The organism is Staphylococcus sp. GDY8P45P (assembly GCF_017892745.1).
GTDB classification, from domain to species: Bacteria; Bacillota; Bacilli; order Staphylococcales; family Staphylococcaceae; genus Staphylococcus; species Staphylococcus cohnii.
Map to the genome: position 1 here is coordinate 98,083 of NZ_JAESLS010000005.1, position 21,890 is coordinate 119,972.

The 21,890-nt window shown below is 31.2% G+C and carries 19 protein-coding genes, 2 tRNA genes and 1 pseudogene; 13 read left to right on the forward strand and 9 right to left on the reverse strand.

Annotated elements, in window-relative coordinates:
- Positions 1 to 17 precede the first annotated feature (17 nt).
- Positions 18 to 1,376 (forward strand): TrkH family potassium uptake protein, encoded by a 1,359-nt coding sequence (locus tag KA873_RS03975; RefSeq protein WP_107384869.1) that lies wholly within the window; start codon positions 18 to 20, stop codon positions 1,374 to 1,376.
- A 184-nt stretch (positions 1,377 to 1,560) separates the two neighbouring features.
- Complete coding sequence (locus KA873_RS03980; RefSeq protein ID WP_107384868.1) at positions 1,561 to 3,069, forward strand: bifunctional metallophosphatase/5'-nucleotidase; 1,509 nt, start codon at positions 1,561 to 1,563, stop codon at positions 3,067 to 3,069.
- A 209-nt stretch (positions 3,070 to 3,278) separates the two neighbouring features.
- Here the strand turns inward: KA873_RS03980 and KA873_RS03985 are convergent, their stop codons facing one another.
- Both KA873_RS03985 and KA873_RS03990 read right to left on the reverse strand, forming a co-directional pair.
- A complete protein-coding gene (locus tag KA873_RS03985) occupies positions 3,279 to 3,881 on the reverse strand; it encodes a CPBP family glutamic-type intramembrane protease (protein ID WP_107384867.1) in 603 nt (200 codons plus the stop codon).
- A 5-nt stretch (positions 3,882 to 3,886) separates the two neighbouring features.
- Entirely contained in the window at positions 3,887 to 4,072 is a 186-nt protein-coding gene (locus KA873_RS03990; RefSeq protein ID WP_002508073.1) for a YkvS family protein, read from the reverse strand.
- A 197-nt stretch (positions 4,073 to 4,269) separates the two neighbouring features.
- Between KA873_RS03990 and lplA the strand changes: the two genes are divergently transcribed.
- A complete protein-coding gene (lplA, locus tag KA873_RS03995; RefSeq protein WP_019469090.1) occupies positions 4,270 to 5,259 on the forward strand; it encodes a lipoate--protein ligase in 990 nt (329 codons plus the stop codon).
- Between the two features lie 78 nt (positions 5,260 to 5,337).
- Here the strand turns inward: lplA and KA873_RS04000 are convergent, their stop codons facing one another.
- Positions 5,338 to 5,556 (reverse strand): IDEAL domain-containing protein, encoded by a 219-nt coding sequence (locus KA873_RS04000; RefSeq protein ID WP_019469091.1) that lies wholly within the window; start codon positions 5,554 to 5,556, stop codon positions 5,338 to 5,340.
- Between the two features lie 251 nt (positions 5,557 to 5,807).
- On the opposite strand from KA873_RS04000, the gene KA873_RS04005 reads away from it, so the two are divergent.
- The 3 genes from KA873_RS04005 to KA873_RS04015 all read left to right on the forward strand — a co-directional run bounded on the left by KA873_RS04005 (position 5,808) and on the right by KA873_RS04015 (position 6,690).
- A complete protein-coding gene (locus KA873_RS04005) occupies positions 5,808 to 6,371 on the forward strand; it encodes a competence protein ComK (RefSeq protein ID WP_107505016.1) in 564 nt (187 codons plus the stop codon).
- Between the two features lie 153 nt (positions 6,372 to 6,524).
- Positions 6,525 to 6,599, forward strand: a tRNA-Asn gene (locus KA873_RS04010).
- Between the two features lie 2 nt (positions 6,600 to 6,601).
- Positions 6,602 to 6,690, forward strand: a tRNA-Ser gene (locus tag KA873_RS04015).
- A 179-nt stretch (positions 6,691 to 6,869) separates the two neighbouring features.
- On the opposite strand, the gene KA873_RS13735 is transcribed toward KA873_RS04015, so the two are convergent.
- Together KA873_RS13735 and KA873_RS04020 are read right to left on the reverse strand one after the other, a co-directional pair.
- On the reverse strand, positions 6,870 to 6,959 hold the full coding sequence (locus KA873_RS13735; protein WP_019469096.1) for an SAR1012 family small protein: 90 nt from the start codon (positions 6,957 to 6,959) through the stop codon (positions 6,870 to 6,872).
- Between the two features lie 106 nt (positions 6,960 to 7,065).
- On the reverse strand, positions 7,066 to 7,278 hold the full coding sequence (locus tag KA873_RS04020) for a TM2 domain-containing protein (RefSeq protein ID WP_107504744.1): 213 nt from the start codon (positions 7,276 to 7,278) through the stop codon (positions 7,066 to 7,068).
- Between the two features lie 176 nt (positions 7,279 to 7,454).
- Here KA873_RS04020 and KA873_RS04025 point away from each other — a divergent pair, with 176 nt between their 5' ends.
- The gene (locus tag KA873_RS04025; protein WP_210140169.1) at positions 7,455 to 8,006 is read left to right on the forward strand and encodes a GNAT family N-acetyltransferase; all 552 of its coding nucleotides are present in this window, start codon (positions 7,455 to 7,457) and stop codon (positions 8,004 to 8,006) included.
- Positions 8,007 to 8,094: 88 nt separating this feature from the next.
- On the opposite strand, the gene KA873_RS04030 is transcribed toward KA873_RS04025, so the two are convergent.
- Positions 8,095 to 9,033 (reverse strand): 1,4-dihydroxy-2-naphthoate polyprenyltransferase, encoded by a 939-nt coding sequence (locus KA873_RS04030; RefSeq protein ID WP_107384700.1) that lies wholly within the window; start codon positions 9,031 to 9,033, stop codon positions 8,095 to 8,097.
- Positions 9,034 to 9,223: 190 nt separating this feature from the next.
- On the opposite strand from KA873_RS04030, the gene KA873_RS04035 reads away from it, so the two are divergent.
- From KA873_RS04035 to KA873_RS04055, 5 genes are all read left to right on the forward strand, one after another.
- Positions 9,224 to 10,576: an isochorismate synthase gene (locus KA873_RS04035; RefSeq protein ID WP_107384699.1), complete on the forward strand. Its 1,353-nt coding sequence runs from the start codon at positions 9,224 to 9,226 to the stop codon at positions 10,574 to 10,576.
- Positions 10,569 to 12,251: a 2-succinyl-5-enolpyruvyl-6-hydroxy-3-cyclohexene-1-carboxylic-acid synthase gene (gene menD / locus KA873_RS04040; RefSeq protein ID WP_107384698.1), complete on the forward strand. Its 1,683-nt coding sequence runs from the start codon at positions 10,569 to 10,571 to the stop codon at positions 12,249 to 12,251. The genes KA873_RS04035 and menD overlap by 8 nt, the downstream gene beginning before the upstream one ends.
- Complete coding sequence (gene menH, locus KA873_RS04045) at positions 12,238 to 13,047, forward strand: 2-succinyl-6-hydroxy-2,4-cyclohexadiene-1-carboxylate synthase (RefSeq protein ID WP_107521324.1); 810 nt, start codon at positions 12,238 to 12,240, stop codon at positions 13,045 to 13,047. The genes menD and menH overlap by 14 nt, the downstream gene beginning before the upstream one ends.
- Positions 13,040 to 13,858 (forward strand): 1,4-dihydroxy-2-naphthoyl-CoA synthase, encoded by an 819-nt coding sequence (gene menB, locus KA873_RS04050; protein WP_107384696.1) that lies wholly within the window; start codon positions 13,040 to 13,042, stop codon positions 13,856 to 13,858. Before menH ends, menB begins: the two co-directional genes overlap by 8 nt.
- A gap of 442 nt (positions 13,859 to 14,300) precedes the next feature.
- Positions 14,301 to 14,738, forward strand: a complete 438-nt coding sequence (locus KA873_RS04055) for a MarR family winged helix-turn-helix transcriptional regulator (RefSeq protein WP_107384695.1) — start codon at positions 14,301 to 14,303, stop codon at positions 14,736 to 14,738.
- A 396-nt stretch (positions 14,739 to 15,134) separates the two neighbouring features.
- Here the strand turns inward: KA873_RS04055 and KA873_RS04060 are convergent, their stop codons facing one another.
- Together KA873_RS04060 and KA873_RS04065 are read right to left on the reverse strand one after the other, a co-directional pair.
- Positions 15,135 to 16,295, reverse strand: a complete 1,161-nt coding sequence (locus tag KA873_RS04060) for an aminotransferase class I/II-fold pyridoxal phosphate-dependent enzyme (RefSeq protein ID WP_107505387.1) — start codon at positions 16,293 to 16,295, stop codon at positions 15,135 to 15,137.
- A 120-nt stretch (positions 16,296 to 16,415) separates the two neighbouring features.
- Entirely contained in the window at positions 16,416 to 17,420 is a 1,005-nt protein-coding gene (locus tag KA873_RS04065; protein ID WP_107384693.1) for an acyltransferase family protein, read from the reverse strand.
- Between the two features lie 204 nt (positions 17,421 to 17,624).
- Here KA873_RS04065 and KA873_RS04070 point away from each other — a divergent pair, with 204 nt between their 5' ends.
- Positions 17,625 to 18,047 (forward strand): MarR family transcriptional regulator, encoded by a 423-nt coding sequence (locus KA873_RS04070; RefSeq protein WP_107384692.1) that lies wholly within the window; start codon positions 17,625 to 17,627, stop codon positions 18,045 to 18,047.
- A gap of 429 nt (positions 18,048 to 18,476) precedes the next feature.
- Here the strand turns inward: KA873_RS04070 and KA873_RS04075 are convergent.
- Positions 18,477 to 21,410 (reverse strand): annotated as a pseudogene (locus KA873_RS04075) (GW dipeptide domain-containing protein); the annotation flags it as partial.
- Positions 21,411 to 21,890 lie beyond the last annotated feature (480 nt).

A 21,890-nucleotide genomic window follows, 5' to 3' on the forward strand; every position in this document is an offset into this window, starting at 1 on the left:
GTTGAGGTGAAGAAACGTTGTCCATTTTCAACCAATTGTTAAAAAAATCAAGTCCTCAACAAGGGATTGTAATGTATTATATCGTGGCTATTATTGTGGCATTTTTAATGCTGAACTTGCCCTTTGTTCATAAGTCCAATGTGTCTGTAGATCCAATTGATTCATTGTTTGTTGCAGTGTCTGGTGTCAGCGTAACAGGACTAACGCCAGTTAATATTATTGATACTTACACAACCTTTGGTCAAGTTATAATCATGCTGATACTTAATTTGGGCGGGATTGGTGTTATGGCCATCGGAACCATGTTATGGGTTGTCTTAGGTAAGCATATCGGTATGCGCGAACGTCAATTGATTATGCTAGATAATAATAAACATACGATGAGTGGCACTGTGAAATTGATTCTAGATATTGTTCGAACAATCATCATTATAGAACTTGTTGGTGCATCACTATTAGCATTTTATTTTTATAGAGATACCCCGGATATACAATATGCAATCATGCAAGGATTATTTGTATCGGTATCGGCGACGACAAATGGTGGACTTGATATAACAGGACAGTCACTTATACCTTATGCAAATGATTATTTTGTACAAACAATCGTTATGTTTTTAATTATGTTAGGTTCAATTGGTTTTCCTGTATTAATAGAAGTGAAGGCATATATAAAAAATCGAATTCCTAATTTTAGATTTTCATTATTTGCAAAAATTACAACGGTAACATATTTTGGTTTGTTTATTTTTGGTGTGATAATTATTCTATTATTTGAACATAACCAAGCTTTTCAAAATATGAGTTGGCATAAATCGTTATTTTATGCATTGTTTCAATCAGCAACCACTAGAAGTGCGGGACTTCAAACTATTGATGTAAGCGGATTTGGTGAAGGTACGAATATCGTTATGGGTATACTGATGTTTATAGGTTCATCTCCAAGTTCAGTAGGTGGTGGTATTAGAACAACGACATTTGCTATTTTAATATTATTCCTTTTAAACTTTAGTAACCAACCTGAGAAAACATCTATCAAAGCATTTAATCGTGAGATTCACATTACTGATGTTCAACGTTCATTTGCTGTATTTATCATGGCCAGTATATTAACTTTTACGAGCATGATTTTTATACTAGTTGTTGAAAATGGAAAGGTATCATTTTTACAAGCGTTTTTCGAAGTCATGTCAGCATTTGGAACATGTGGATTGTCGTTGGGTATTACTGGTGATGTGAATGATATGAGTAAAGGCGTCTTAATGTTATTGATGCTCATTGGTCGTGTTGGCTTAATCAGTTTTATCATTATGATTGGTGGACGTAGAGAACCAGATAAATTCCATTATCCTAAAGAACGCGTTCAAATTGGTTGATTGTCAAAAGTAAATCTGAACTTAATAATTTGTGAGACCACGGCGCCAGTATATCTAACAAATGATGTACTGGTGCTTTTAATTTTGAAATAAAGGGAACATATATAGCAAATCATATATGTTCATAATTATTTCAAGCTATTTTAGAAACGTGTTAGACTATGATTAATGAGGGGAGAGGCAAATGAAAAAAAGTGAAAAGATCGCAATAGACATTATTACTACTTCTGATATGCATAGTTATTTTCAAAGTGGTGAAAATAATTCAAATATTTATAGAGCAGGCTCTTATGTTAAAAGTATTAGAGAAACAAATGATCACGTTATTCTGTTAGATAGTGGTGGTAGTTTAGCAGGTTCGTTAGCAGCATTTTATTATGCAGTTGTAGCACCGTATAAGCGTCATCCAATGATAAAATTAATGAATGCCATGCAATACGATGCAAGTGGTATTAGTCCTAATGAATTTAAATTTGGACTGTCATTCTTTTCGAGGGCTGTATCATTGTCGAGGTTCCCATGGTTATCCGCAAATATTGAATATAAACGTACGAAAGAACCATATTTTTCTACACCATATACAATTAAAGAAATTGAAGGTGTGAAAATCGCAATTGTGGGTTTAACTTCAGATGGTTTAATGGAGCGTGAACATTTTGAAATGGAAAATGATGTACGGATTGAAAAAACATTGCGCTCTTCTAAACGCTGGATTCGATTTATCCACGAAAGTGAAATGCCTGACTTTTTAATTGTTATATACCATGGTGGGCTTAATCAACTAAATAAAACATCAAATGAACGTGAACAAAATGTTAATGAAGCGGAAAAAATAATGCAAACCTTAGGCGTTATTGATTTATTAATCACTGGTCATCAACATCAAACATTCATTGGTAGAGATGATCAAACGCTTTATGTGCAAGCTGGACAAAATGCTGAACAACTTATTCATGTGAAAATTAACTTTAAAAAGCGTACAAATTCATATGAATTAGAAAATGTCAATTCTAAAATCGTAGATCTAAATCATTATCCAGAAGACCAAGCATTATTAGATTTGACTTTTTATGATAGAAAAACAGTTTGTAATTGGAGTGAAGAAAGCATAAACGAAAATGTTCTATCAGCTGAGGTAAATGGTTTGAGTGATGTTATTACAAAACCACATCCATTTACACAGTTATTGCATGATAGTATTCGGTTAGCCTATGATTATGATATATCGTGTGTGCACTTACCAACGAGTGGCGAAGAAGGGCTCAGAGGCATCATTACAAATGAAGATTTATTCAATGCTTATCCTCATCCAGATGTTCCTGTTGATTTAACCATGAAAGGTCAACAAATTCACGATATTTTAGAATATTGCTATTCACATATAGAATTTAGTGACGGCGCATTGAGTTTAACAATTGTAGATGAAACCTTATGTACATTTTGGCAAGGTGTTCATTACACCATTGATATGAATGCTGAACCTTATCACCGTGTAACATTAGAAAATATTAAATTGGATCACATGTATCGTGTAAGCATGACTGATTACTGCTATAGAAACTACAAGCAATATTTAGAAAATGCTGTTATACATGAAACTGGAGAAATTACAATGGTAGAATTAATTTCTAGAAATTTAAAAGATAAGGATTACCATATCGAACAAAAACAAACATTTAACGTTATTATATGATATGACACATAAAGTTTGATTGTCATCATTAGCTATAAAAAATGTCACGAAACCAAAGAAAACGCCAATTTCTATATTATTTCAATAGAAGTTGGCGTTTATTTTCGTGCAGAGATTATTTATGGCTAATCTCTTTTAAAATTCGGATAAAAGGGTTAATATCTCAACCCTTTTTCACATCATTCATAAGCCTGAGTTTCCGTTTCAATTTAACCGTGGAAAATTAATAGAATAACAACTGCAACAATTTGTGCTATTACAGTCGTAGCAATTCTGCGCGTATAATAATAGCTTAATGAAAGTACAATTTGAACGATAAACACAAAGAAAACAATCCACATTTTATCTAGATAGAAAAATAAAGAAGCAGAACAAATTGCTGTTATTAATACGCTTAACCACATGGGAATGTTTAATTTGAGTAGTTCTTTTTGCAATACAGTTCTCATATAGAGTTCATGACATGGTATTACAAATAATAATGTAACTAACATTTGCCATTTAAAATATACGCCTGTTCGCGTTAACTCTTTAATCAGTGCTGTATACTGAATATCTGATGAGATAACCGCTAAAATAAGCTGTACAATAATGAGCACGATACCAGTAATAATACCTATCCCTAGAGATGTTAATAGTCTTTTTGACTCAATATCTCTTTGGTAAAAGATATAACTGATACCTGCGATGAGCATGATACCAGTATAAAGGTACCAGTATTCTTGCTTTTCACCCCACATTATATATAAAATAATGTGAAATACGATAAAACTTACAATAAACCAGATTAAAGCGTTTGAAATTCTATTCATATAAACTATCCTTCTTGTTCGACGATTGTATATCGCTTGTGATTGATGACAGTTTTTTCAGGCAGGTCTAGATCATTGAAGTTTTCCATAATTGTTAAATCTACAATTACAGAGTTATCATTAATTTTTTCTACGCGGCCTTTTAAACCGTCATAAAATTCCACTATATTTCCGACTTCTGCAACAGTCATATTGAATCCTCCCTAGAAATGCTAACTAGATAGTATTATACAAAAAAACTACAGACAAATAAACAAATAACCTTTAAATATACAGTTATCATTCTTTTTTTAGAAAAATTAGTATAAATCAGTTAAATGATTGGCTTTTTTAACAAAAATATTGCATAAATAAGGTAAGGGCAATAAAAGGAAAAGGAGTGCAGTAAATGAAATTTATTAGTAATAATGATATTACCGATCCAACTTTAAATTTGGCAATGGAAGAATATGTTTTAAAACACATGCCGAATGACGATAGTTATTTTCTATTTTATGTCAATCGTCCTTCAATTATTATTGGTAAAAACCAGAATACGATTGAAGAAGTTAATCAACCTTATATTGATGAACATGGTATAGATGTAGTCAGACGTATTTCTGGTGGCGGTGCCGTGTACCATGATACAGGTAACCTTAATTTTAGTTTTATAACGGATGATGATGGTAATAGTTTTCACAATTTTAAAAAGTTCACTGAACCTATTGTAGAAGCATTGAAATCACTTGGCTTAGATGCTGAAATGAGTGGTCGAAACGATATTCAAGTCGGTAAAGCCAAAATTTCAGGCAATGCGATGGTCAAAGTAAAAGACAGAATGTTTAGTCATGGAACTTTAATGCTAAATAGTGAATTAAATGAAGTTCAAAATGCTTTGCGTGTGAACCCTGCAAAAATCAAATCAAAAGGCATTAAATCTGTGAGAAGTAGGGTGGCCAACATCTCAGAATTTTTAACTGAACCATTAGATATTGATACTTTTAAAGAAATTATTTTAAAAACAATATTTGGTGAAGCGACGCAAGTGGAAGAATATAAACTTTCAGACGAGGATTGGGCCAACATAGAGCAATTGAGTAATGAAAAATATCGAACTTGGGAATGGAATTACGGTAGAAATCCAAAATATAATTTTGAACGAGAAGAAAAATTCGAAAAAGGCTTTGTTCAAATTAAATTGGATGTTAAAAAGGGAAGAATTGAACATGCTAAAATTTTCGGTGACTTCTTTGGCGTAGGAGACGTTACTGAATTAGAACATGCATTGGAAGGTACATTGCATGACTTTGATAGTATAGAAGAAGCTTTAGCAGATTATGATATTTATCATTACTTTGGAGATATTGATAGATATGAGTTAATCAGATTAATGTCTTAAATAAACAATATAAAAGGTCTATTCGCTAACTATAATTAATTAGTGAATAGACCTTATTTTAAATGAATTATGACTAAATTAACCAACGAGATATGCCTCCAAATTTTTGTATTCTTCTGTATAACGTTTGAAATCATTCTCGTTTTTATTTTTAAGCGCATGATCGATGAGATTTTCTAGTTGTTGTTTACGTACATTCCTTAATGATTCATCAATAATTAATTCAATACCTAAGTCATTAATTGTGGATACAAAAGACTCTAAAGTATTGTATTTTACATGTGTATTATGTTTCATTGTCAACACAACCCCTCTATCTATATTTAAAATATATTATACAAGGTTTTGATTTTTAAATCAACGAATATTCTGACTTTTCCGAAAAAATAAGTGTAAAACGAAACTTTCAATAATTAAAAAATAGAAAAAGATTCGCAACTAAAATTTAATTGTAGAATATATAGAAATTATTTTATAATATAAGTTGATTTTAAAATGATGATAGTATATTATTTGAGTATCACCAAAACTGCAAGGAGGTTACAACTATGATACAACCGTATATTATTAAAAAAGGTGATATGACATTACAACCGTGCCATTTGCCTGTTGGCCAATATGAAGGAACACGAGTACTAAGATATAAAGAAGAGGAAAGTATGATAAAAGAACGCACCCACAAAATCATTGATCGTTCTTGTAGATTTTATGGTAGTAGCTATGTTTTTAAAAAAGAGGACACAATTCGTATTACAGGCATTAGTAGCAAGCCCCCAATTTTATTTACTCCATTATTTCCCACTTATTTTTTCCCGACACATTCTGATAGAAAAACACAAAATACATGGATCAATATCCATTATGTTCAAAGTATTAGATCACTAAAAGATAAAAAATGTAGAGTGAACTTTGTCGATAATCAATATATCGTTGTGAATATATCAGCTCATAGCATGCAACATCAATATTTAAATGGCATTTATTATTATTATATGATGGATAGAGCAGCAAGAGTTGCCACTTTTGATCCAGAGTCTCCCATAGATTACACAAAACCTCAATTAAATATATATGAAGCACTCGCTAAATATTCTTTATTTGAAAGTAAATAGTAAAGTTTATTAAAAATATTAATGTAAAAGTAGAATATGCGGAATATTATATTAATTTAGTGTAAATGTTCTGCATATTTTTTTGTGATATGACTTGAAAATTTGTTATTAATTGATATAATAATATTTGTGCTTGATTAGAGATACTATTTATCCACAGTAGCTCAGTGGTAGAGCTATCGGCTGTTAACCGATCGGTCGTAGGTTCGAGTCCTACCTGTGGAGCCATTGGAAACGTACTCAAGTTGGCTGAAGAGGCGCCCCTGCTAAGGGTGTAGGTCGCGAGAGCGGCGCGAGGGTTCGAATCCCTCCGTTTCCGTAAAAACATAAGAGTACATCCAAATGAATATTTTGGATACAAGAAGGACGTTGATATATCAGCGTTCTTTTTATTTTGTTAAAAAATAAATAAAAGCCAATCTTATTATGCATAAGTCCCACTAACTCATTTAATTGAGTTAGTGGGACTTTAATTTTCTTATATTTTATGTGCAAACTTTATTTTGTTTTTTTACTAATTAAATTTCTAATTCCTCTTACAATATAACCGACAATCAGTGTTCTAAAAACACGTTTTATAATATTCATAAACTTTTACCTCCTCATCGAAACTCATACATGCTTCATACATACCTTTACCCATTTATTATCAGAGTAATGAAAATATATGAAATTTTTATGCGGTAGTTTAAAACTATTTTTCGAAAGTGATGAGCCCGTTTTCATCTGCTTTGTTAAAGAAAATTGTTAAGATACCACTAATGATAGCAATAATATAGGGAATACCAGTCCAGAAAAATATTAAGTGAATAATCCCTTGTAGTAATTGGTTTGAGTAAAATTTGTGGATGCCACACCATCCTAAAAGAAATGCAAGCACGACGTAAATGACTTTGTTTACTTTCATGTGTATAATGTCCTTTCGTTATCTAGATTCTTATTTTAATTATCTCTTAAATAGTGGAATTGAACAAACAAAACAATGTTACAAAATTTGAGTTATAAAGTTGTTATTACATCGAAATTTTAATTTGATTCATATATAATAGAATTAATAATTGCTATAAATAAAGGAGAAATAAAATGATTAGAAAAGCTAAACCTAGTGACAAAAAAGATATTGCAGAATTATGTTATCTCATTTGGAGTCAATTAGACATCGATATAGTAAAAGAAGTCGAAAAGTTTCGTTTGCTAAAAATAATGGAACAAAGTATGGTAGATGTAAAATATAGAGGGCATATTAGTAATGTATGGGTGTATGAAATTGATGGCAATGTAGCAGGATGTTTAATTGCATATCCAGGCAATAAGGAATTAGAACTGGAACAAGCGTGGCTAGACATGGATTTAGAAGCAGATATAAAATCCTATGGTACACCTATGCCTATGAAAGAGGCTAATGATGATGAATGGTATATTGAAACTGTAGCAACATTTCCTCATTACCGTGGGAATGGTGTAGCAACGAAATTGATCAAACATGTTATTGCGAACTACCCAGATGAAAAATGGAGTTTAAATTGTGATATAGATAATCTTACAGCATTACGCGTCTATGAAAAATTAGGTTTTGAAATTACGAGCGAATTTGATTTATATGGTCATATGCATTACCACTTAGTACATATTTAGCGTATATTTGTTAAAAATAAAAATCGTTCATCAAATGAATGAAGAACGATTTTGTATATATAAGCATAAAGCTTAAAATTAGTTGTTATTAAATACCACCTAATAGGGCACTTATATAGATACCTAATGCATAAAGGAAACCAAAGAAAGTATTAGTTTTTCCTGTAGCAGCCATTGCAGGCATCATTGTTTCAGGTGTGTCGTTCTTTTTAAATCTTCTAACTGCTTTGATTGGCATTGGGAATGACAATAAGGCTAGCAAGAAGAAAATTGAACCACCAGGTTTAAAGAAAGTGATGTAGATAACGAGTAAATAAGCAACGATATACATCAATGCTAAAAAGCGTACAGCATTATTTTTTCCTAATAAAATGGGTAATGTTTTTCGACCGCTTGCCTTATCTTTTGCCCAATCTCTGATATTATTGCCCATATTGATAAGTCCAATTGTAATTACGATTGGAATACTAATCCATACTGCTAAACTTTGTAAATTACCAGTTTGGATAAAGAAAGCAATTAAAATAATGATCATGCCCATAAAAATTCCGGAGAATAGTTCACCAAAAGGCGTCCAAGAAATAGGGAATGGTCCACCCGTATATAAGTAACCTACGGCCATGCATACTAACCCAATCGGTAGTAACCAGAATGAACTTTGGGAAGCGATAAATATGCCTAATATTGCTGCGATAATATAGAACGTTATGGCTAAGTTCATGACTAATTTTGGACTCATGCCATTACGCACAATTGCGCCACCGATACCTACTGAAGTATGGTCATCTAAACCTTTTTTAAAATCATAGTATTCATTAAACATGTTAGTAGCTGCTTGGATAAGTAAACAAGCGACTAACATAGCTACGAATAAGCTAAGCTTTAGATGATCTTCACTACCTAGGAGGAATATTTTTGCAGTTGCAGTACCTACTAAAACTGGAACTACTGCAGCAGTCAAAGTGTGTGGCCGCATTAGATGCCAGTATTTTCTGACTGTTGAATATTGTTGGTATTGAGATGCCATAATAATTTACCTCGAATTCTTTTAATATAATTAATTTTTATCAAATTAATTTTAATAGAAGAAGTTATAAAGGTCAACTTACGTAAAAAATGTCTACATGAAATAAGCTGAAAAACGTACACAGATTGTGAAAAGTGGTACAATATTATAATGAGTGTAAACAGATAATGAAATGAAAGAAGTGAAATAGATGACTTTAGATGTCAAGGAAAGTGAAATTGTCGAAGCGGTGTACGAAAGTAACCAAACTTGGGTTTCTGTAGAAGCAAAATTAGATTATGAATTAGAACCTACATTATTATTTCATTTAACCGAAGATTGTGCAGGAGACCGTTTTTATTTCAAGAAAAATGACAACGAAACTTCATTCTTTGGCTATCATGCTATTACGAGATTTAAAAACGATTTTGAAAATAAACAATCTATTTTTCGTGAGTGGGAAAAGTATAAAAATGATATTGAGTTAATACATCCAAATTCTGAAAAACATCATTTGAAAATCTGTGGCGGTTTCCAATTTTCAACACACAAATCAGGTGATGAATGGCGTGAGTTTGGTATTAATCATTTTGTCTTGCCTGAAGTACTCGTCACGATGGAAGAGGGACAATCTTTTATAACGTATACTGTCGAAGCTGATAAGTTTGAGATGGATGCTTTCTTAGCAATTATTGACAAACTTACGCAAAAGGACGTTCAACCTAGTGATGAGATAGGGGAAATAAAAAGAATTGACGATATCTATAAAGACGAATGGCGTGACCTAGTTAAAGATACAATTGATATTTTAGATGAAAATAAAAAAATTGTACTTGCAAGAAAAAGACTTATTATGTTTGATAAAAACATTAACATTCCATATATATTAAATAGGGCAATGCAAGGTGAACATAATAGCTATTTATTTGTGCTTGAATCAAAGGACAGTGTCTTTTTCTCTCAGACCCCTGAGCAATTAATGGAAGTAAAAGATGATGTGCTATCAACTAAAGCAGTTGCTGGTACGATTAAAAGAACACATCGAGATGACATAGATAAGGCAAACATTGATGCATTTTTAAATGATAAAAAGAATTTAAATGAACATCATTTTGTTGTGAAAAGTATATTAAATGATATCAAGCCTTATGTAGAGCAAATAAAATTTAATAAAAAACCACAAATTTTAACGAACGATCATTTATACCATTTATATACAAAAATTGAAGGGCATTTAATCCAGAATTCATATATTGGATTATTGGATAATCTTCATCCTACACCAGCATTAGGTGGTTATCCTAAAGAAGAAGCTATTTCTTATATTGAAAACAATGAGTTTGGTACTCGAGGTCTATATGGCGCTCCAGTAGGTTATATTGATATGTATGATAACTGTGAGTTTATCGTAGCGATTCGATCTATGTTAATTAAAAAGAATCAAGCTACTTTGTTTGCTGGGTGCGGTATTGTACAAAATTCTGATGCTGATAGTGAAGTAGAAGAAACTGCTGTTAAATTCAATCCGATGATGAAAGCTTTAGGAGTAGAGAAATATGAATAATTACACAGACGCTTTAACAAAACAAGTTTTTACATTAGTCTCAGAACTATATGCATATGGCATAAGAGAAGTAGTAATAAGCCCTGGTTCACGTTCAACGCCTTTAGCTATTGCTATAGAGGCACATCCTAAACTAAAATCTTGGATTCATCCAGATGAACGTAGTGCTGCTTTTTTTGCAATGGGATTAATGAAAGGCAGTGAAAGACCAGTTGCAATTTTATGTACATCAGGTACTGCGGCTGCCAATTATACACCTGCGATTGCAGAAAGTAATTTAAGTCATTTACCATTAGTCGTTTTGACGAGTGATAGACCACATGAATTAAGGGAAATAGGTGCACCTCAAGCGATAAATCAAACAAATATGTTTGAGAACTATGTTCAATATCAATTTGATTTTCCAATAGCGGATGCTGATGAAGAACAAGATTATTTGTTAGACACTATAAATTTTCAAATGCAAAAAGCAAGTCAATATTTTTATGGGCCACATCGTGGGCCAATACATTTGAATTTACCATTTAGGGAGCCTTTAACTCCGAACTTAGAAAAAGTAGAATGGTTAAGTTCAGATAGTAAGATATTGCCACATTATCAAAAGACAGCAAGTTTGAATGAAATCAAAGCGATTATGCAAAAACGCAAAGGACTAATTGTTGTAGGTGATATGCAACATCAAGATGTCGATCAAATACTTACTTTTGCGACGATCCATGACATGCCTATATTAGCAGATCCTTTGAGCCAATTACGTAAAGAACATCATCCTAATGTAGTGACAACTTATGATTTATTGTATAGATCGGGGTTATCTATAAATGCTGATTTTATTATTCGCGTAGGTAAACCAGTGATTTCTAAAAAAGTAAATCAATGGTTAAAAGCCACAGAAGCTTTTCAAATATTAGTGCAAAATAATGATCAACCAGATGCATTTCCAAAGGTACCACATGTATCTTACGAAATGTCGGCCAATGATTTCTTTAGACAACTTTCTGAAATTCCTACTGTAGAACGTAAAAATTGGTTAGAAAAATGGCAATCATTAGAAAAACAAGCACATATTCAAATCAAAGACTATTTGAGAACTGCTACAGATGAATCAGCTTTTGTAGCGAATGTATTAGATAAATTAACGAAAGAAGATGCGCTGTTTGTTAGCAATAGTATGCCAATCCGTGATGTCGATAATTTATTTGTAGATTGTGAAGCAGAGGTTTATGCTAATAGAGGAGCTAATGGCATAGATGGTGTTATTTCTACTGCGATAGGAATGGCGGCACATAAACGCGTAACATTATTAATAGGTGATTTAGCATTCTATCATGATATGAATGGTCTGCTCATGTCAAAATTAAATAATATCAACTTAAATATCATACTCTTAAATAATGATGGCGGCGGAATTTTTTCCTTTCTACCACAAAAGTCGTCAGCTGATATTTATTTTGAAAGACTTTTTGGTACACCGACAGGATTAAACTTTGAACATGCTGCATTACTTTATGATTTCTCTTACAGATGTTTTGAAACAATTGAGACTTTTAAATATGCTGAGCTATCAAAACTTGGTGCGCATATATATGAAATCATTACAAACCGTGATGAGAATTTAAATCAACACCAAAATCTCTATACGAAATTGAGTGATATTATCGATGTTACATTATAAATTTCATCAAGCTACAAATAACTCAAAAGATTTGCTCGTATTATTGCATGGATTTATAAGTGATCAATCGACATTCGATGAACATATCAAAACGTTCACAGATGAAATAAATGTATTAACTATTGACTTGCCAGGTCATGGGCTTGATCAATCAAGTGAAAATCATACTTGGAATTTTGAATTTATTTGCGAATCATTAGATGATACATTAACTTCATTTAAGTCATCATATCGTATTTTTTTACATGGTTATTCTATGGGTGGTAGAATTGCTTTATATTACGCACTCCATGGAACACATCACTTAGATGGTTTAATATTGGAAAGTAGTTCTCCAGGTATTGCAAATGAAGACGATCGCATAGAAAGAATACAAATTGATCAAGCGCGTGCAAAAGTTTTAGAAATAGCTGGATTAGAAGTTTTTGTAAATGATTGGGAAAAATTACCTTTATTTCAAAGTCAGTATGGTTTAAGTACAGAAATTAAACAAAAAATTCGTCGAATGCGATTGCAACAAAACCCTATACGATTAGCAAAAGCTTTAAGAGACTATGGCACAGGCCATATGCCCAATTTATGGCCCGAAATAGCAAACATTACAGTTCCAACGTGTATAATTGTAGGAAGTTTAGATGAAAAATTTATAAAAACTGCTTATAATATGTGCGATTTAATACCAGAAACGAGCTTATATGAAGTTGATGGTAGTGGTCATACTGTACATGTGGAAGAAATGACAGAATTTGATAAAATAGTGTTAGGTTTTATTTTTAAGGAGGAGCAAAATGACTAGACAATGGGAAACAATTAAAGAATATAAAGAGATTAAGTACGAATTTTATAATGGTATAGCAAAAGTAACTATCAATAGACCTGAAGTTCGTAATGCATTTACACCAAATACTGTACAAGAAATGATAGATGCTTTTACAAGAGCTAGAGATGATCAACGTATTTCAGTTATTGTCTTAACAGGTGAAGGTGAAAAGGCATTCTGTTCAGGTGGAGACCAAAAAGTACGTGGCCATGGTGGTTATGTTGGTGATGACCAAATTCCGCGTCTTAATGTGTTGGATTTACAAAGACTTATACGTATTATTCCAAAACCAGTAATTGCGATGGTTAGAGGATATGCCATCGGTGGAGGAAATGTCTTGAATGTTGTTTGTGACTTAACAATCGCCGCAGATAATGCAATATTTGGTCAAACAGGACCAAAAGTAGGATCATTTGATGCTGGTTATGGTTCAGGATATTTAGCTCGCATTGTAGGACATAAAAAAGCACGTGAAATTTGGTATTTATGCCGTCAATATAATGCACAAGAAGCTTTAGATATGGGCTTAGTAAATACCGTTGTACCTCTAGCTGATATAGAGGATGAAACAGTAAAATGGTGTGAAGAAATCATGCAACATTCTCCTACAGCATTAAGATTCTTAAAAGCGGCAATGAATGCTGATACTGACGGATTAGCAGGATTACAACAAATGGCGGGCGATGCTACGCTATTGTATTATACAACTGATGAAGCTAAAGAAGGTAGAGATGCGTTTAAGGAAAAACGTAACCCTGATTTTGATCAATTCCCTAAATTCCCGTAAGCAAAATTGCTTAAAAGCAATACATTAATAAGTTAGTGTGTTGTGACTATAAGTTATGAGGCTAAGCTAACAAAAATCGTTAATTTCTATTAGATAATATAGAAATTAACGATTTTTTTATACAATTTTATAGCCATTTATTCACTATTTTATACTTAGTCGTAAGTATTAGGATCAAAAAAAGTGTTCAAGCTCATAAATCCAATATTTATAAAATATACATTTCATTAAGGAAAAAAGTTGAAATATAATATGAAAATATAGTTTTTAAATTTATTATTAAAAAGCAATTGTAAAACATGTAAATTGAGTGAAATTCGTTTTCAGAATATTCTATTGACTAATACTAGTAATGTTAAAATTTTTAAACATTTTGTTATTATATTTGACCAAAAATAAAATTTCTATTAATATAATAAAAAAGGGCAGAGGAGAGTAATGAATGGCACAATATAAAAATAAAGACCTTATGCAGGATATGTGTTTTCTGTTTTATGTTTCTAGTAAAGAGATAGTAAATAAATTTAATAAACATCTAAAGCAGTATGATATTAGCTTTCCCAATTATGTGGTGATGTTATATATTGAAAATTCGAAACCTGTATTTATAAAAACCTTATGCGATCAATTATATTTAGATTCTGGTACAATAAGCCCAATTATTAAAAGACTCGAAAAAAAAGGATTAATTGAACGTATGAGAACAGAAGAGGATGAGCGTAGAGTTAAAGTCCAATTGACAAAAAAGGGTAGTGGGTTAAAAGAGAAATTTGAACAAATTTCAGATGAAGTTTTAACACAGTTTAATATGAGTTCGGAAGATATAGATATATATTATAAATTAATGAAAAAGTTTGCTGAAAAAAACATCTATCAATAAAACGTATATATCTGAAAAATAAATCATAATATAAAAGAAGCCCGTAAATGAATTTTCTTTGAAATTCATTTACGAGCCTCTTTTATATCGTATTTCCTAAAACATAGATGTTTTTCCAGAAATTCACCTCTGTCTAAATATATAGACATTTTCCAGTAAAGTTCGCCTCATACGCCTCATTACAACGAATCATTTTAAATACAAGTATTTTTAATCACTATAATGACTGACTGTATGTTACAGTTCATCAATTTTTATGCTGAAGTCTGATGTTGGATGTTAATACGCATAAAACAACATGTATGTATTCAATTAGGTTTTAGGCTCAAATATTGAATACATATATAGCCATAGTTAAAATTGATAAAAATATTTAAACTACAAATTAACATATTGTTATTCATAGTGTTCTTTTATATAAAGCTCTAATCTTCTCATAGCCTCTTTTAAAGCATCAAGTTCATAGGCGTAAGAAATACGCACATGGCCTTTACCGATATCTGTAAAAGCAGAACCTGGTACCATTGCAACATGTGCTTTTTCAAGTACATCTACGCAAAAATCAAAATCATTTTCAGTGAAATTTTCAATACTTGTGAAGATATAAAAAGCACCTTCTGGTTTAGCGTTGAGTTTAAAACCTAAAGCTTGAAGTTTTGTGATTAAAAAATCTCGTCTTTCAATATATGCTTTGTTCATATAATGAGGCGCGTCTAATCCTTCGTTTAACGCTGCTATACAAGCAATTTGAGCAGGTACATTTGCGCAAATACAATTATAAGCATGCATATATGTTAACTTTTCAATTAAATATTCAGGACCTATTAAAAAACCAATACGAATACCAGTAGCAGAATGAGATTTACTTAATCCACTTACAAGCAATAATTGATCACGGATTGATTCAAATTCAGCAAAAGAACAGTGTTTATTACTAAACGTATTCTCTGCATAAATTTCATCACTAATGATAAAGATTTCTTCGTTTTTTAACACTTCTGTAAGTGCATGAACTTCATCATAAGTTAAAATGACACCAGTAGGGTTAGTAGGATAATTTAAAAGAATTGCTTTTGTTTTTGGTGATATATTTTGCTTGATTGCTTCAGGCGTTATTTTGAAATCTGATTTTGTAGTGTCGATATATATCGGAATTCCACCAAGTGTTTTAATTAATGGGATATAACCGGCATAAATAGGACTAGGGATCAATATTTCATCACCTGGGTTAATTATGCTTCTTAAAGCTGTGTCTAGTGCTTCACTAGCACCATTTGTAATAATGATTTCATCAGAACTATAATGAAAACCATAACGTTGTTTAAAGTAATGACCGACTGCATTACGTGTTTCAAGTAATCCTTTGTTATGGGAATATTTCGTTTGGTTTTCTTTTATTGCATTAATATATGCGTTTTTTACGACATCAGGCATAGGGAAATCTGGTTGTCCGATTGTTAAATTGATACAATCATCAATATCTTTAATTTTATTTGAAAATTGCCTAATACTTGGTGCCGTTAAAAATTTAGAATTGTCGTTTAAAGATAGCTTCATTGTTTTTCACCTCAAAATAAAAATACCGATCTGTAGATAAATAAGTATGACTAGCTTTTAATATCAAATTACTACTATCATAACATATTTGAAACAACTACAAATCGGTTGAATATCGTATTAATCTTTAAAATTGGCAGGGGATTGCAAGTTTATGACTGGATTGGTCCACTTAGATATAAATCTTGTTGATAATACATATACAATAATACTTGTGAGTAAGATTAGATAGATATAAGTCATTATAGAGATCTGATCTTTAAATGGATAAATATCAAAACCACGTATAATACCAATTACAATGCCGTGTAGTAAATATACATACATAGTGCGACGACCAATGTATGTGAAAAATCTTTCTTTTTCAGGTACTAAATTAAGGAAAGAAAACATTGTAATTAAAATAATAAAGTATAATAGTAATCGTTTAATTGGACTATATAAATCTTGTTTACCTTCCAGTGACATATACGGTGAATCACCTAAAAGCCAATCAGCGTTTATAGGATGTAAAGTATAAATGATATAAAAAAGGAGTAGGATGCTGACAGCGATCGGCATGAATTTTTTACTTCTTAATAAACGTGTATGTTCACTAGTAAATAAATAACCTAAATAAAAAATAGGGAAGAACATGATTGTTCTTGAAAAACTTAAATAATTGTCAATATCATCTGAATAACCTGCAAATAAAGAAATAATGATGGATATTGGTAATACAAAATATGGTTTATAATCTTTGACTATAACTAATATGACATGGAAGAAGAATAATGTAAGTAAAAACCATAATGCAAATACAGGGTCAAATGGATCAAATTTAACACTGTCTTCTTTTCCTGTGAAATAGTAGTAAAAGGTAAAAAAGCCAAAGAAAATAAAATAAGGTACCAATAATTTTTTTGAAACTTTTTCTAGATAACCAGCCTTGCCTGCTTTTTTAGCAAAATAACCTGAGATGAACAAAAAGCATGGCATATGGAAACTATATATAGTTAAATAAAGTGACGAAAGATATTTACTTTCTTCAGTATATGGTTGTAATAAATGACCAAATACAACAAGAAATATTAATATCATTCTCGCATTGTCGAAGAAATAATCTCTTTCTTTTATCTGTGTCATGTAGTTGCTCCTTTTTTAATGCAGGTAAAAATTTATAATCACTGTTTCTAATTTATTATAAAACATATGACAAATGCAACAAAACCGACTGTTTTGTAGATTATTATTGTATATTATGCGGAATAACATTATAATATTAGAAAATAAAATAATAAATTTAAATGCTATTAAACATTTTAATTAAAGTAGTGGAGATGAAACAACATGTATAAACAACTAGAACAATTAATTACACTTACAAGTAATGATTTAAATTTAGTCAGTAGAAGGTTCGGCCAACGTACAGATTTAACTTCCGAACAGTTAGAAATGTTAAGGATTTTGTATCATTATAATGTGCTATCGCAGTACGATTTAACAATGAAAATTAATAAAGAACAGTCTATAGTGTCTAGGTGGATCAAAAAGTTATGCCAAATGGGCTATATTACCAGCAAACAGTCAAATAAAGATTTAAGGTGTAAAGATTTAATGATTACAGAAAAAACGAAAGCCCTTGTCCAGCAAATTAACGAAGTTAGGGTAGCTTTGATTGAAGCAAGATGTCAAAATTTAACATCAAATGATATTGAAAACTTAAATTACTTATTAAATAAATTAAACAACCATCATAATTATATAAAATAGACGATAAACAATCGCTAAAATTTCTAGCAGCATCTGATAATAAAAATTAAAAATGACTGCAACAAAATTTTTATGATTAAAATATAGAACTAATCCTTATGAATAAGGATTAGTTCTTTTTAATGTTATAAAGCTCAAATTAATCAAAACGTTTAGAAACAGAAAGTTAAAATTCATATTTAATAATTGAAAAAGAGTTTGCATTACCCAAAAGAAGTTATTGTTATAGTTTTAAAGGTTTCTAAAATAATTTGGAAAATCCGTGTTGCTATAAAATAAACAAAGCAATGTGACTAATAAACAGAACTATAGGCTCTAGTTAGTAATAGAATTCCTAAATTGTATTACATTATATAAAAAATAAACCTTAGGTAAAATATCACCTAAGGTTTATCTATGTTTTTAAATATACATAATTATGGTTTATTGTTATTTATATGTGTTTATATCAAAATATTTACCTAATTTATTCATAGAATCATAGAACCCTTTAATACGTGTAGCATTATGAGATGCCCATGCTACATCAGTTGCATATTGATGTACGCCTGGATTATCAGGGTTCCAACGCATTTTATATAAAGTGTTTTGCCCTTGATTGATGTATGAATTAGCGATGAATTTAGCACCACCGACAATTGCTTTTTTAACAGTATCCCAACCATTATTTTTAGCGGTAGCAAAACCTTGTTTTACAGGATCTTTATCAACGGCTCCAATACCGAACATATTGTAATATTTTTTAGCACCATTAGTAACAACTTTATTATTTACTACGTCGCCACCATTAGCAAGCTTAGAAGTACCGTTTCCAGTTTCAAGTAGAGCATGAGAAACTAAGTAAACTTCATTGATATTATAAGTTTTTGCAGCTTCACTAAATGCTTCACCTTGACCTTCTAATATACCTTTACCAACTAGTAATTTATCTAAATCAGTACCAGAAATATTTTGAGATTTATCTAGGCGTAAGAATTGGTATTTTTGGGTTGGATCTTTAGCAAGTTTACTACTATTCATAGCATTTTTAATCTCACTCGCTGTTGCATCTTCCCATTTTCCAGGTGTACGTTGAATTTGAGGTTTGAATTTCATACCATGTTGTAACGCGACAGCCTGATCTAAAGTAAGATTAGATTTATAATATTTTACTAGTTCTTTACGCAAATCACTTTCTTTAATCCAAACAATTTTACCGTTTGATAACTTACCATGATACCAAGTTACACCATTAATGATTTGTTTTTCAAAAACAGTAAAGATGCTTTCATGGAAACCTTTCAATGATCCAGCTGATTTTGTAGCGTTAGGATTCAAGTAATAATTACCGCTTGCATTGTAAATAACATAGTCGAATTTTTGTGGTGTGACAGCTGATTGTGTTTGAGTTTTATTTAAATCTTTAGCTGAAATCCATCCAGTTTTATTATTTACATTTCCATATAGATACTCATCTTTATCAACAAACACAGATTTTGATGCGTTAAATTTACTATTCTTAATATTATTTTGAGTATCTAATTGCTGAGCTTTTGTACCCCATGGAATTGCATATAAACCATTGTTCGTTGCTTTTACAGTATATTGTCCAGTTTTAGCTTTTGTTTTGCTTAAGTCACGCGTATTTATATCTTTAGTATTAACCCAACCAATAGGTGTATTTTGTTTAGTATTTTGAATTAACACGTAAGTGTTATTACCTTGCGTACGTTGTTTAGTTACCGTATACGTACGGCCAGCAAATTTCGAAGCATTTTTACCTTTTTTATCATAAACAGTTGTTTTAATACCAGAATTATTTGTATTTAATTGTCCGATTTTACTAACTGATGTCGTTGGTGTAGCAGTAGCTTTTGTAACTGCTTCCTTAACAGTGATATCACCTGTTTGCATCCAACCCAAGTTAGTATTTGTTTTATTATCTGTAATTAAATAAAATGAATTATTTCCTAATGTAGCTTTTTTGCTTAATTTATAAGTTTTACCATTTACATAAGATTTTTGAATACCTTTTTTATCATATACAGATGTATAAACACCATGATTTGTCTTAGCCACTGTACCTTGTTGATTTGTAAGTGTATTGACAGTTAAATGATTATTTGAAGTAGGGGAAGTAGCTGTTTTGCTTGTCGAAGTTAATTTACTTAAGCTTACCCAACCAGATAAATTATTTACTGTGCCATAAACATAATTTGTTTTGCCAATTTGCTGTTGTTTTGATGCTTTGAATGTTTGACTAGAACTACCTGAAACTGTGCCTGCTTTTTGAGAACTAGTGCCCCAAGGTACAGTATAAACAACTTCACCAGGTTTGATTTTATAGGATTGGTTGTTTTTAACAACGGACTTAGCAGAGTTATAACTTACATCATTTTGATGTACCCATCCTATTAAATCACCTTTATTATAATCAGAAACTAAATAAAAGTTTTTGTCTCCTAAAGTGGCTGATTTTGTAACTTTTAAAGTTTGATTTGTTTTACTTGTTTTCTTACCATTTTGATCATAAACAGTGGTATATAAACCATCATTACTTGTATTTATACGACCAACACCGTTGTTAGTTGATACTGTTAATTTACCAGTATTAGTAGATGGTTTTGTAGTAGAACCATTTGATTCGTTCTTGCTTCCACTTGTACTTCCAGATGAAGTGGTACCCCAAGCAGCAGCTTTACCTGTTTTAATTAAATATTTTTCATAAATTAAATCATAAAGTTCATCATAACTATAATTATGGTTAGCTAAATAACCATGAGGGTCGATATGATCTGATCCACCTAAATAATTACTTACAGCTTTATGCGTCCAAACAGTTCCAACACCATCGTACTCAGCGCTATCAGGAGCAAGTCCATAATATTGTAGGTTTGTAGCTGCATAGTCTGCGTAGTTATTGATTGAACGCGCAAATGAATCATAGTCATGTGTATGGACTAATTCTACATGAATAAAGCGATCGTTTGCAGCTGGGCCAGCTCCCCATGCTAAATAATCTGTATTAGCTGTTTCAATTATACGATTACCATCTACATATGCATGTACAAATGCGCTATTATAATTATTTTTCATGTAATTAATTTCACCAGTAATTGTTGAATTATCGTTTGCAGTATCATGCATAACGATACCTTCAGGTTTACCATAACGATATTGATATTTTGGTAAATAACTTGCGATATCTTGTTCATAGTTAGGAGCTTTGAAGTTGTTTTTACGAATATAATTATTTATTGATGAATTTACTTTTGGCGTATATTTAGGTAATGAACTTTTAGTTGTAGATTCTTTAGTGACAGCTGATCTTGTAGCTATAGTAGGAGTACTAACTGATCTAGCCATTCTTAATTTTGGTGTTGCATCACTTTTATAAATTTGACCCGTTTTAGCTGAAGTATTTATATCTGAATCTAAAGTATTAACCTTTTTAGTTTGTGCTTCTTTGTCAGACTCATTTGTAGTAGTTGAATCGTCAGAGCTTACCTCTGTATTAGAAACTTCTGAATCATTATCATTTTGAGCAACATTAGTGCTGTCATCTTTATCATCTGCAACGTTAGTGTTATTATCTTTGTCTTCAGTCTCGTTAGAAGCATTATGAGTTTCATTATCAGTATCAGAAGTTGAATCGTCAGAGCTTACCTCTGTATTAGAAACTTCTGAATCATTATCGTTTTGAGTAACATTAGTGNNNCATCTGCAACGTTAGTGTTATCGTCTTTGTCTTCAGTCTCGTTAGAAGCATTATGAGTTTCATTATCAGTATCAGAAGTTGAATCGTCAGAACTTACCTCTGTATTAGAAACTTCTGAATCATTGTCGTTTTGAGTAACATTAGTG

What these genes read in the sequence shown, in the direction of transcription:
- KA873_RS03980 (WP_107384868.1), top strand. Translation starts at nt 1,561, where the DNA reads ATGAAAAAAAGTGAAAAGATCGCAATAGACATTATTACTACTTCTGAT.
- KA873_RS03985 (WP_107384867.1), bottom strand. Translation starts at nt 3,881, where the DNA reads ATGAATAGAATTTCAAACGCTTTAATCTGGTTTATTGTAAGTTTTATC.
- KA873_RS03990 (WP_002508073.1), bottom strand. Translation starts at nt 4,072, where the DNA reads ATGACTGTTGCAGAAGTCGGAAATATAGTGGAATTTTATGACGGTTTA.
- lplA (WP_019469090.1), top strand. Translation starts at nt 4,270, where the DNA reads ATGAAATTTATTAGTAATAATGATATTACCGATCCAACTTTAAATTTG.
- KA873_RS04000 (WP_019469091.1), bottom strand. Translation starts at nt 5,556, where the DNA reads ATGAAACATAATACACATGTAAAATACAATACTTTAGAGTCTTTTGTA.
- KA873_RS04005 (WP_107505016.1), top strand. Translation starts at nt 5,808, where the DNA reads ATGATACAACCGTATATTATTAAAAAAGGTGATATGACATTACAACCG.
- KA873_RS13735 (WP_019469096.1), bottom strand. Translation starts at nt 6,959, where the DNA reads ATGAATATTATAAAACGTGTTTTTAGAACACTGATTGTCGGTTATATT.
- KA873_RS04020 (WP_107504744.1), bottom strand. Translation starts at nt 7,278, where the DNA reads ATGAAAGTAAACAAAGTCATTTACGTCGTGCTTGCATTTCTTTTAGGA.
- KA873_RS04025 (WP_210140169.1), top strand. Translation starts at nt 7,455, where the DNA reads ATGATTAGAAAAGCTAAACCTAGTGACAAAAAAGATATTGCAGAATTA.
- KA873_RS04030 (WP_107384700.1), bottom strand. Translation starts at nt 9,033, where the DNA reads ATGGCATCTCAATACCAACAATATTCAACAGTCAGAAAATACTGGCAT.
- KA873_RS04035 (WP_107384699.1), top strand. Translation starts at nt 9,224, where the DNA reads ATGACTTTAGATGTCAAGGAAAGTGAAATTGTCGAAGCGGTGTACGAA.
- menD (WP_107384698.1), top strand. Translation starts at nt 10,569, where the DNA reads ATGAATAATTACACAGACGCTTTAACAAAACAAGTTTTTACATTAGTC.
- menH (WP_107521324.1), top strand. Translation starts at nt 12,238, where the DNA reads ATGTTACATTATAAATTTCATCAAGCTACAAATAACTCAAAAGATTTG.
- menB (WP_107384696.1), top strand. Translation starts at nt 13,040, where the DNA reads ATGACTAGACAATGGGAAACAATTAAAGAATATAAAGAGATTAAGTAC.
- KA873_RS04055 (WP_107384695.1), top strand. Translation starts at nt 14,301, where the DNA reads ATGGCACAATATAAAAATAAAGACCTTATGCAGGATATGTGTTTTCTG.
- KA873_RS04060 (WP_107505387.1), bottom strand. Translation starts at nt 16,295, where the DNA reads ATGAAGCTATCTTTAAACGACAATTCTAAATTTTTAACGGCACCAAGT.
- KA873_RS04065 (WP_107384693.1), bottom strand. Translation starts at nt 17,420, where the DNA reads ATGACACAGATAAAAGAAAGAGATTATTTCTTCGACAATGCGAGAATG.
- KA873_RS04070 (WP_107384692.1), top strand. Translation starts at nt 17,625, where the DNA reads ATGTATAAACAACTAGAACAATTAATTACACTTACAAGTAATGATTTA.